This window comes from Phyllobacterium sp. CCNWLW183, assembly GCF_037203775.1.
Classification (GTDB): domain Bacteria; phylum Pseudomonadota; class Alphaproteobacteria; order Rhizobiales; family Rhizobiaceae; genus Phyllobacterium; species Phyllobacterium ifriqiyense.
Genome location: NZ_JBBCBN010000006.1, coordinates 349,977 through 360,392, shown reverse-complemented (window position 1 = coordinate 360,392; position 10,416 = coordinate 349,977). Strand labels below are relative to the sequence as shown.

The following is a 10,416-nucleotide window of genomic DNA, read 5'->3' as shown; positions in this document are numbered from 1 at the left end:
TTCATCGACATTTTCACATTTGCAAGCTCAACGCCTGAACCGTCACCTTTGACGCGGATCTTGACGTTGTAATCGACGACACGTTTAATTGGTAAGAGGATTTTCATAGCGCGTTCCTTACGAGGTGAACTCACGAGCAATTATAAGGCGTTGAACCTCGCTCGTTCCTTCAACGATCTGCAGCACTTTGGCTTCTCCCAATAAGCCCGAGACCTCGAATTCCTCAAACACTCCGTATCCACCATGAACTTGCACCGCTATATCGGCGGCTTCAGAAGCAAGCTCCGAACAAAAAAGCTTGGTCATGGAAGTTTCTGTACGGAACTGACGGTTGGCATCGGAAAGGGCTGCAGAGTGCCGGACCATGAGCTCGCCAGCATGAATCTTGGTCAATACGTTAGCCAAAGGAAACGTAAGGCCCTGGTTGTGGAAAATTGGCGTTCCACCGACCTTTCGGTCTTTACCGTAGGACTTCGCTAAGTCGACAGCTTTCCGTGAGAGCCCGAGACCTGTGGCGGCTACCAAAATCCGACCGACACTGAGCGTTGTCAGAATCTGCTTCAGTCCATCTCCTCGATTGCCAACCAACTGGTCTTTTGGGACACGGCAGTTGTCGAAGAAAAGCTCGACCGAGTCCGCAATGCGCCAACCAATTTTAGCCGCAGCTTTGCCAACGGTGAAACCTGGAGTTCCTGTTGGAACAATAAATGTCGAAAGTCCCTTTGCTCCTTTTTCGGGATCAGTCACAGCAATGACTGTTGAGACACCATGGAGAGGAGTACCAGCGTTCGTTGAAAAGATCTTTGAGCCATTCAGCACGAAAGCGTCACCATCCTCCACGGCCTTTACCTTGATACTTGCAACGTCCGAACCGCCGCTTGGCTCAGTGACACCAAACGACGCAATCATCTCGCCACGGCAAAGTCCGCCCAACCAGCGCACCTTCTGATCATGGGAGCCGAAGCGAGAAATTACTGTCATAGGCGCGCTGTTGCAAAGATAGATTGCAGCAAATCCAGGCTCTACCCGGGCAAGAGCTTCGGCAACAATGGCTGCGCCTCGAGTCCCTAGCCCAGAACCATCGTAGGCAATGTCGTAGGCGGTCCCCATGAACCCGAGCGAGAGGAAATGCTTGAATAGATCCGTCGGGAAACGGTGTTTGGACACGAAATCGCGGATATTCTCCCGTAAGGCCGATTCGGCAAAGTCTTCGACGGCCTCCTTCAAAAGCTTTTCGTCATCGGTAAGATCAAGTAGCGTCATAATCAGCCTCCCAGGTGAAAAAGGGTTGCGTCCATCGGATGTAAATCGTCAGCGACATCAATTTCGAAGTCGATTTGGCTTCGAATATCGCGATCGAGATCAACGCCTGGCGCTATTTCGGTCAAAAGAAGTTTTGTGCCGTTCATTTTAAACACTGCTCGTTCCGTGACGATCGTCGCTTGCTGCCCCCTGTCCAATATGCCTTGAGCCAGTGGATAGGTGATCTGATCTACGGTTTTGACGAATTTCTTTATCTTGCCTTCTGTGCGAATTTGGATCCCTGAATTTGAGACGAAGACATCAAGTCCTGCAGTCGTGAAGGTTCCAACAAACACAAGCCTCTTTGCATTTGTAGCGATATCAATGAACCCGCCAGATCCCGGGCTAAAGCCAGCGAACTTGCTGACGTTAATGTTCCCTGCTGCATCAAGTTGTGCGAAGGAAAGTGCAGCAAACTCGCAGCCTCCACCGTCAATAAAATCGAACTGTGATGGACCGTCTATGAGTGCCTCCGGATAAAGGTTAGCGGAGAACTGCCACCCGCTCATCACGATCCCGCCGAACACCCCGTGCTCCGTCGTATGCCGATATCGGTGAATTCCACCATCAGCGAACAATCCCTCCTCAGCTAAGATCAAAGGGATGTTCGTAGCCGCGCCGAAACCAAAAATAGAAACTTCGTCTTCTCGCAGTTCGCGAGCAGCACGCCTCGCAATAACTTTGTCGGCACCTGACGCAAATGGAGCGCTGAAACTGGAAGGATCGAAAGGACCACCGAGAAATCGCGCGTCGTGATCGATCTCCGTTGTCATCTGTCCCTGCGCGATAACGACATGGTCGACGAGCGCGGCAGGGATGTTCATTTGGGTTGCCGGGGTGGTGCCCGCTGGCACTATCCCCCCAACCTGAGCAATGACCTTGCCGCCTGAGGCTTTTACTGCAAGGGCGAGCGCTAGACTTGCAGACTGCAGTGGCTCGTTCGAGAGAGACAGATTACCCAGCTCATCCGCGAAACTCGCGCGCAAGAGTGCGACATTGATAGGAAATGGCGGATAGAACAGGTACTCCTTTCCATTAAACGCGCGAACATGGACCAAATCCTCTTTGGTTCGGGCGTTCATCTTGCCGCCTTCTTGGCGTGGATCGATGAATGACCCAATCCCAACTTCGGTTAGATAGCCCGGCCCCTTGCGGGCAACTTCGCGAAGCCAGTGCATGCTGGCGCCGATTGGCCATGCGTAAGCCTCGACTTCATTGTCGATGATCATCCGCATCATTTCGGAACGGCGGCCAGTACGCGGATTCAGAGGATTTATGAAGTTTCCTCCAATAACCCGTTTCAGGAGGCCGGGGACAGCTATGTGATCCATTCCCTTGATTTCCAGCGCGTCGCCTACGCCGACTGGAAAATAGAACGACAGATTTCCAGGACCTTTCCCAGCGTGGTAATTCTGAGCAATTCCCTCCAGAAGACGATCCGGGACAAGCCATCCGATTACACCGACAGAACCGATGGTATCACCATCTCGAATGACTGAAAGTGCCTGATCGAGATCAGTGATTTTAGACATTCTTTCGAGTCTCCTTGGATTGGCTAAACCGAGCGAATGTCTTCTGCGCCTCGGCCTCTAAGGCGTTCTGGCAAAAAAGTCGATTTGCCTCGACGTCCATGACTTCCGCCTTGTCCATCACGTAGTTCGAGAAAAACCGTTTGGTGGCACCAACGGCTGGCCCGGGTAGCGCACTGAGCTTCCTAGCAAGGTCGGTTGCGAACTCACTAGCCTTGCCCGGCTCAACGACATAATCTGCAAGCCCGAGCTTTTTTGCTTCATGACCGTCAAGAGTATCGAGCCCGAAACAAAGTTTCCTTGCCTCCACAAGTCCCACTCTTGCTACAATCGATCCAATCCCCCATGGCGTTAGCCAGCCGATCGGAACCTCTGGCAGGCTCCACTTTGCTTCTGTGCTGGTCACTACGAGGTCGCAGCAGGTTGCAAGCGTAAATCCCCCGCCGATGGCAAACCCTTCAACGGCAGCAATAACTGGCTTATCGAGGAACCCCATTAGCCGGCCAAGATCGCCGCAGTCCTGCTCAAAACGGCTTAAGGCGCGGATATCCATATCGCTGATAAACTTCAAATCGCTCCCAGCGCAGAACCCTGGATCTGTTCCACGGAGCACGATAGCGGAGATGCCTGGCTCGTTCGAGAAGTCGGTCAAAGCTTTCCGAACTGCGTCGACGAGCACTTGGTCCATCGAGTTTCTGCGGAACGACCTTTGCAGAGTAATTACGCCAACACAGCCGTCGCTTTCAACGCCGACGGATTCGACCCCATTCCAATGATAACTTTCCATTCTTTCTTCTCCAGAACGCTTGGTGGCGCACATTGCCTTTTCCATGCATTGCATTGTCATGGCCAAACCAGATCAGCGCATACTGAAAAACTTTTGTAAAATATTTGTAAGATACTAGAGAGATGCAGTCAACCGCTTATTGATGTGCTACTAACGCTTCACACTGCGAATTCAGGTCGGAGGTCAAATGAAGAAAAACCAGCAACTGCTCGCCACAGATCCGAGTGAATCCCACGCGGAAGCTGCACATCGAAAGCTCGAGGAACTAATTGTAACTCTTGAACTGCCCCCAGGAAGCAAATGGAGCGAGGAGAGTCTTGGGGAACTTATCTCGATCGGGCGAACGCCGGTGAGAGAAGCAGTTAAACGATTGCAAAATGACTCATTGCTCCGAATTATTCCAAAACACGGCGTCATGGTTGCAGAGATTGATCTTCAACAACAATTATTGGTCGTGGAGTTGCGAAGAGAACTCGAGGTCTTCATTACTCGTAGGGCTACTAGGAGAGCATCCGTAGAGGAGCGGGCTGAATTAGGGGAAATGGCAGATGTGATGGAGACAGCGGGCATCGCTGATGTGCGATCCTATCTCCGTCACCTCTTTCACGTGAATCGAACTGTTGCGCGGCTAGCTGGAAACCCTTTCGCCGAGAAGGCAATTTCGCCGCTTTTGGCTCTGTCAAGGCGGTTTTACTTCAAGTTCTATCCCGAGCTTCGCAACCTGGAAACCGTCGGGAAACTTCATGCCGCCCGAGCGCGGGCCATTTCGAAGGAAAACGAAGAAGACGCTTTGCAGGCTGTTGCAGATCTTATGGATGTTATAGAAGAATACACCCACAACCTATTTTACAAGAGTGTGGGTGCATTGAAACGCTAACTAACCAGTCAATCATAGGCGGCCGATGGAGCCGCCATGATGGTCATTTGGAGATTTGTTCGAGAGAAAGTCCTTTCGTTTCCACTCCCATTGACCAAATGGTGATAGCGGACACCATAAAGCAAATCGCACCACCGAGGAAGATCCCGCTCTGCCCGAACACCGGCAACAGAATACCGATTCCCATGGGACCTACAATTGACCCAAGTCGACCGACGGACGAAGCAACTCCCGCTCCAGTTGCTCGGGTCCTGGTAGGGTAGAGTTCCGGCGTGTAAGCGTAGATAACGCACCACATGCCAAAGAAGAAAAACTGCATCACAGAACCAGCCAATACGACCTGGCTGATTGGTAGCTTGAGCGCAGCGCATTGCCCGTAAACATATGCACTGACTGCGCAGCCAAGTAGCATGATGATGGCCGCTCTCTTCCTACCTGCGGTTTCTAAGAACCACGCAGCGAACATGAACCCGGGAATGCCCGCTGCAGACATTATTACGGTGTAGATGATCGACTTCGAGACATCATAGCCTGATTCCTGCAGGAGCGCGCCAAGCCATGAGGTAAGGCCGTAGTACCCCACCATCGTGAAAAACCAGACCGTCCAGATCATGGCGGATCGTTTAGCATATGGTCCTTTCACTAACTCGCCAAGCGTGCTCAAGAGGCCCATCTGCACTACATCACCTCGCTGATCTCCGGCGGACAAGACCTCGACAGGGACCGGGGGAAGCTCTGCTACTTTGAGTCTCTGGCGAACTTTTTCCTCGATCGCCGATACGACGATGTGTGCCTCATCTGTCCGTCCGCGGGATTCAAGCCACCTAGGTGATTCAGGAACAAAGCGCCGAATGAAGAGCAGAAAAACTGCTGGCACTGCAAGTATAATGAAAACGCCACGCCACGAAACCAAAGGCAAAGTGAAGTAAATCAAGATCCCTGCGAAGACGTAGCCGACCGGAAGAAAACCCTCCAGAATGGCTGTGTATTTCCCCCGCTTTTGAGCGGGTATGAACTCCGATACCATTGCAAGGGCAACAGGAAGTTCCATTCCCATACCCACACCCAAGATAACGCGGTAAATTATGAGATCGGTATACCCGGTGGAAAGTCCGCAAAGCAAGCTACCTAACCCCCAAGCTATCATGCTGACTTGGAAGACAGGCTTTCGGCCGAACCGATCCGCTGCCAACCCAGCGAATGATGCCCCAAAGAACATTCCAATAAAGCTGGCACTAGCGACAAAGCCCGCCTGCGCAGTGGTAAGTGCCAGGTCGCTTTTTATAGACCCCAACATAAATGTCATTGCAGCAAGGTCCATCGAGTCGAAAAGCCACGCCGTCGCAATGATCAGAAAGATAAATCGCTGGTACCCGGTCAACGGTAACCGCTCAAGTCGAGCGGCCACGCTGGCGGTGGATTGTCGCATCATATCCATTGTGTAGTCCTCCAAAGAAGCGCCGACCCGAACTCCTCAGGGAAGGCTTGCTTACCATAATGCTTCAGTAGTATCTTACAAGTGTTTTTGTAATATCTATATCGTTAAGGGCGATAATTATTCGACTTGAGGAAGACCCCTGTCGAGATTTGTTGCTGATACGTATCTTGGGAAAACCGCAGAGACCTTCCAACGGTTGGTCTGAAGCCGAGGAGCTTGCACAGTTGCTTGCACCGGTTGGTTCATCTCGCTCAATGATGTATTTGAAGCCTTCTCCGGAAATGTGCCGCTCCGGATAGGGGCTGCGGGCCGAGTTTGGTTTCGCATGGAAGCGTAATGATCCGTCAAGAACAGGTCGCCACCTCGTCGACGCGGTGGTGCCCGCGTCTCTGAAGAACAACTATCCTCGGTATTCCACTGGAAACATGCCCACCATGGCTGCAGTATTCGCCAATCCGCAATTCTGCTTGAGGCCCTTGCCCTCGTTCCGCAGTTCCCGCATGCATCGGCTCGATGGGCGCCTTCATCGCACGCAAACACGCGCCAGCGACTGATACAACGGTTAGCCGTTCAGTTCCGCCGACTTAACGGTCGGACCCAAATGTCCGTGCGGCACGACCGCCGTGAGGTCAAGCCAATCGCGATGCCGCGCAAAGTGCTCGCCCATTAAATCGATGAATATCCTCACCTTGCTCGATAGCTTGTGACGATGTGGGTAGACGGCGTTGATCGTGAATTCTACGGGCCTCCAGTCCGGAAGGATTTCGATCAGGCGGCCCGCCTCTATATCATCGGCGACTTGGAAGCTAAGCATCAAGCAGATCCCCTGACCGTTGCGCGTCATTGCCAGCAGCGTATCCGGAACATTGCTCACTAGATTGCCTGAGACTTTGACCCACGCCGGTTGCCCGTCTGGCCCGACGAAATGCCAGTCGTCACCATGAGGATAGAAAGAGTACCGGCCACAATTGTGCTGGGTGAGATCGTCTAGCGTCTCAAGTGGCGGGCAACTGTTTATATATGCTGGAGATGCACAAAGAATATGGCGAAAGCCCAATAAATTGCGAACGATCAATGTCGATTCCGGCGGTCGCATGGTGCGTACCGCCAGGTCATATCCTTCCTCAATCAAGTCAATCATGCGATCGCCACCAGTCACCTCCACCTTTGCTGAGGGGTATCGGCTTAGGTATTCGCTGATGGCCGGAGCGAGAAAGCGTCCAATCTGATAGTTGGTGTAGAGTTTGAGCGTACCCATCGGAGTTGAGTGCAAAAGGCCAGCGGCGCGATCAGCGTCATCAATCTCGGCAAGGATACTGTTGCAGCGTTCATAATAGGCTCTTCCGGCCTCGGTCAGGCCCATACTGCGGGTGGTACGATTGAGCAGGCGCACTCCAAGGTGGTCCTCGAGCGCTTGCACATGTTTGCTCACCATCGTAACCGACGTGTTGAGGCGGCGTGCTGCTGCAGTGAAGCCATCAGCCTCAACCACCTTCACGAAGATGCCCATACTCGTCAACCGATCCATTATTATAATCCATCTGTTTATAATATTTCCATATATCACATTATTACAATCTATTCCACAATGGCCTAATTCTCGCACTCGATAAAAACTGCGAGGATATAATGGACGCCAGTCCCACTCTGAAGGCCCCGGTTCGGGGTGGTAGATCGCGCACCGTCAGGAGGCTCATTTTTGGTATGATCGCGCTTGCTGTCGTGGTCGCCTCAGCCCATTACCTTTATCATTACTTCACTGTCGGCAAGTACATCATCTCCACGGACAATGCCTATGTGAAGGCCGACTCTACGATCGTAGCCCCGAGAATTTCTGGATATATTTCCGAGGTGATGGTCGGCGACAACCAAAAGATAAAATTGAGACAGACGCTCGCTCGGATCGATGATAGCGACTATCGGGTCGCTCTTGATCAGACGAAGGCCAACGCGGATGGAGCATTGGCTGCGTTGGCAAGCAAAAGCGCTTCGCTTGACACGCAGCAGTCTATCATCGCAGCAGCGCGGGCCACCGTCGCCATCGACAAGGCCAATGCGACCTTTGCTGAGCAGGATGCTAAGCGCTACTCTACCTTGGCCGCCACCAACTCGGGCAGCGTTCAAAATGCGCAACAGGCGGAAACTCGCAGCGCCGTGGCCCGCGCGACACTCGAACGTGATAGCGCCGCACTTATAACCGCGCTCAAGCAAGTCGATCTCCTCAAGGCCGATGTCGAGCAGGCGCAAGCCACCCTCGTTCACAGTCAAGCTGCCGAACGGCAGGCTGCCTTAAACTTATCCTATACATCGATCGTTGCGCCAATCGACGGTACCGTCGGCAACCGGACGCTGAGAGTCGGCCAATACGTCCAAGCCGGCACGCAACTCATGGCGGTGGTGCCGCTTGACAGCCTCTATATTGTGGCAAATTACAAGGAAACTCAACTCCGGGACGTGAGGCCAGGACAGCCAGTCGAAGTAGAAATCGACATGCTTTCCGGCATGACCTTCCGCGGCCATGTCGATAGCATCGCACCAGCGAGCGGTCAGGAGTTCGCGTTATTGCCCCCAGATAACGCGACGGGAAATTTCACAAAGATCGTGCAGCGCATCCCCGTCAGGATCCACATCGACGACTTCGCCGGACATGAGGGCGCTCTACGCCCTGGAATGTCACTCGAAACTAGCATCAACACGAAAGGCGGACGCTGATCATGCCTCTCAATGATGGTCAAGGCGACACGGTGGTTCTTGCTCGAGAAAGAGGTTCGGCGCCTGAGGAACCCACAAGCATGCGCACGTGGGTTGCCGTGATCGGATCGACGCTCGGCGCTTTCATGGCTGTGCTGAACATTCAAATCGTCAATGCATCGCTTGCCAACATCCAGGGTGCACTCGGCGCCGGAACCGACGAAGGCGGCTGGATCTCCACGGCTTACCTGGTCGCCGAGATCATCGTTATTCCGCTGACCGGTTGGCTGGCGCGGGTCTTTTCGATGCGCCGCTATCTGATCGTCAATGCTGTGCTGTTTCTGGCATTCTCCGCCGGCTGCGCACTGGCACAAAACCTTGGGCAGATGATCGTGTTGCGGGCGCTCCAAGGCTTCGCTGGTGGCGTGCTAATTCCGATGTCGTTCACCATCATCATTACGCTACTGCCGCAGACAAAGCAGCCGATCGGCATGGCAATGTTCGCGATCTCGGCAATATTCGCACCCGCTATCGGCCCCACAATAGGCGGCTATTTGACGGAAAATTGGGGATGGCAATATATCTTCTACGTAAACCTTGTCCCCGGAGCCGCGATGGTTGCGATGCTTTGGTTCTCGCTCGATGCGGGGCCGATGCAACTGAACCTCATCAAGCAGGGCGACTGGCTCGGAATCGGCACGTTATCGATAGGTCTGGGTACACTCCAGACGGTACTTGAGGAGGGTAACAAGGAGGATTGGTTCGGCTCCCCTTTCATCACTAGGCTTTCGGTGGTCGCTGCCGCCTCCCTCATTTTGTTTGTGTGGATAGAACTGTCCACCAAGCGGCCACTTCTCGACCTGCGACTTATCCTTCGGCGCAACTTTGGTTTTGGAGTGACCGCGAGTTTTCTGTTGGGTATCGCACTGTACGGTCTGGTCTTTCTCTTGCCGCAATATCTGGGGCGCATTCAGGGCTACAATCCCGAGCAGATCGGCATGGTGCTGGCCTGGATTGGCTTGCCGCAACTGGTTCTGATCCCATTGGTGCCGCGACTGCTAAGATGGTTCGATGCCCGGCTCCTGATTGGGATTGGCCTTGGACTGCTGGCAAGCGGCAATCTTCTCAGCATAAACATGAGTGCCGACTATTCTGCGGATCAACTACTGGTGCCGAACGTTTTGCGCGCCGTAGGACAAGCGCTATGCTTCGCACCGCTCTCGGCCGTGGCTATGGCAGGGATCGAACCCGCGAACGCCGGATCCGCCTCTGCTCTGTTCAATATGATGCGCAATCTTGGCGGTGCCATTGGTATCGCCCTTCTGCAAACGTTTCTGACCAAACGGGAGCAATTCCATTCGAATGTGATCAATCAATCCGTGTCGGTCCTCGATTCGGAGACACGAAATCGCATAGATCTGCTTACGAACTACTTTCTTGGCCATGACATCAGCGATCCTGCTGTGGCTGGCCAAAAGGCACTAATCGTTATCGGTCGATCCATCCGACAGCAAGCAGACATCATGGCTTTCAGCGACAGTTTTTTTCTTCTGGGCGCGGCACTCATTCTCGCATTGGCAGCGTCGTTATTCTTAAAAAAATCGGACCCCGTCAACTCGGGTGGTGCGCATTAGAGGAAGATATTGCCAACGGTAGGGCGGCGAAGACGTCTCGCAGGCTGCGAGCTCAACCCCAGCGAGATGTCTAGTTCTGAGCCTTCCACAATCTGGCCCGTGGACAAACGGGCAACACAGACGTCAATTACAATGGCCCCGATCGTACCATCGGTTGA

Annotated in this window: 7 protein-coding genes and 2 pseudogenes; 3 read left to right on the top strand and 6 right to left on the bottom strand. The window is 53.3% G+C overall.

The annotated features are described in order from the left end of the window. The 4 genes and pseudogenes from V9K95_RS16010 to V9K95_RS15995 form a co-directional block, all read right to left on the bottom strand. Positions 1 to 107: pseudogene (locus V9K95_RS16010) on the bottom strand (electron transfer flavoprotein subunit beta/FixA family protein); the annotation flags it as partial. Between the two features lie 10 nt (positions 108 to 117). After that, positions 118 to 1,263 (bottom strand): acyl-CoA dehydrogenase family protein, encoded by a 1,146-nt coding sequence (locus V9K95_RS16005; protein ID WP_336441016.1) that lies wholly within the window; start codon positions 1,261 to 1,263, stop codon positions 118 to 120. A gap of 2 nt (positions 1,264 to 1,265) precedes the next feature. Next, positions 1,266 to 2,834, bottom strand: a complete 1,569-nt coding sequence (locus V9K95_RS16000; RefSeq protein ID WP_336441017.1) for a CoA-transferase — start codon at positions 2,832 to 2,834, stop codon at positions 1,266 to 1,268. Further along, a complete protein-coding gene (locus V9K95_RS15995) occupies positions 2,827 to 3,618 on the bottom strand; it encodes an enoyl-CoA hydratase/isomerase family protein (protein WP_336441018.1) in 792 nt (263 codons plus the stop codon). The genes V9K95_RS16000 and V9K95_RS15995 overlap by 8 nt, the downstream gene beginning before the upstream one ends. A 187-nt stretch (positions 3,619 to 3,805) precedes the next feature. Here V9K95_RS15995 and V9K95_RS15990 point away from each other — a divergent pair, with 187 nt between their 5' ends. Continuing rightward, on the top strand, positions 3,806 to 4,495 hold the full coding sequence (locus V9K95_RS15990) for a GntR family transcriptional regulator (RefSeq protein ID WP_336441019.1): 690 nt from the start codon (positions 3,806 to 3,808) through the stop codon (positions 4,493 to 4,495). Positions 4,496 to 4,538: 43 nt separating this feature from the next. Here the strand turns inward: V9K95_RS15990 and V9K95_RS15985 are convergent, their stop codons facing one another. Then, the gene (locus V9K95_RS15985; protein WP_336441020.1) at positions 4,539 to 5,933 is read right to left on the bottom strand and encodes an MFS transporter; all 1,395 of its coding nucleotides are present in this window, start codon (positions 5,931 to 5,933) and stop codon (positions 4,539 to 4,541) included. A gap of 562 nt (positions 5,934 to 6,495) precedes the next feature. After that, complete coding sequence (locus tag V9K95_RS15980; RefSeq protein WP_336441021.1) at positions 6,496 to 7,461, bottom strand: LysR family transcriptional regulator; 966 nt, start codon at positions 7,459 to 7,461, stop codon at positions 6,496 to 6,498. A gap of 134 nt (positions 7,462 to 7,595) precedes the next feature. Between V9K95_RS15980 and V9K95_RS15975 the strand changes: the two are divergent. Both V9K95_RS15975 and V9K95_RS15970 read left to right on the top strand, forming a co-directional pair. Continuing rightward, a pseudogene (locus V9K95_RS15975) lies at positions 7,596 to 8,645 on the top strand (HlyD family secretion protein); the annotation flags it as partial. A 2-nt stretch (positions 8,646 to 8,647) separates the two neighbouring features. Next, entirely contained in the window at positions 8,648 to 10,258 is a 1,611-nt protein-coding gene (locus V9K95_RS15970) for an MDR family MFS transporter (protein ID WP_442958560.1), read from the top strand. Positions 10,259 to 10,416 lie beyond the last annotated feature (158 nt).

Excerpts from the sequence above, each read along its gene's own strand:
- V9K95_RS16000 (WP_336441017.1), bottom strand. The coding sequence starts at position 2,834 with ATGTCTAAAATCACTGATCTCGATCAGGCACTTTCAGTCATTCGAGAT.
- V9K95_RS15990 (WP_336441019.1), top strand. The coding sequence starts at position 3,806 with ATGAAGAAAAACCAGCAACTGCTCGCCACAGATCCGAGTGAATCCCAC.
- V9K95_RS15995 (WP_336441018.1), bottom strand. The coding sequence starts at position 3,618 with ATGGAAAGTTATCATTGGAATGGGGTCGAATCCGTCGGCGTTGAAAGC.
- V9K95_RS16005 (WP_336441016.1), bottom strand. The coding sequence starts at position 1,263 with ATGACGCTACTTGATCTTACCGATGACGAAAAGCTTTTGAAGGAGGCC.
- V9K95_RS15985 (WP_336441020.1), bottom strand. The coding sequence starts at position 5,933 with ATGGATATGATGCGACAATCCACCGCCAGCGTGGCCGCTCGACTTGAG.
- V9K95_RS15970 (WP_442958560.1), top strand. The coding sequence starts at position 8,648 with ATGCCTCTCAATGATGGTCAAGGCGACACGGTGGTTCTTGCTCGAGAA.
- V9K95_RS15980 (WP_336441021.1), bottom strand. The coding sequence starts at position 7,461 with ATGGATCGGTTGACGAGTATGGGCATCTTCGTGAAGGTGGTTGAGGCT.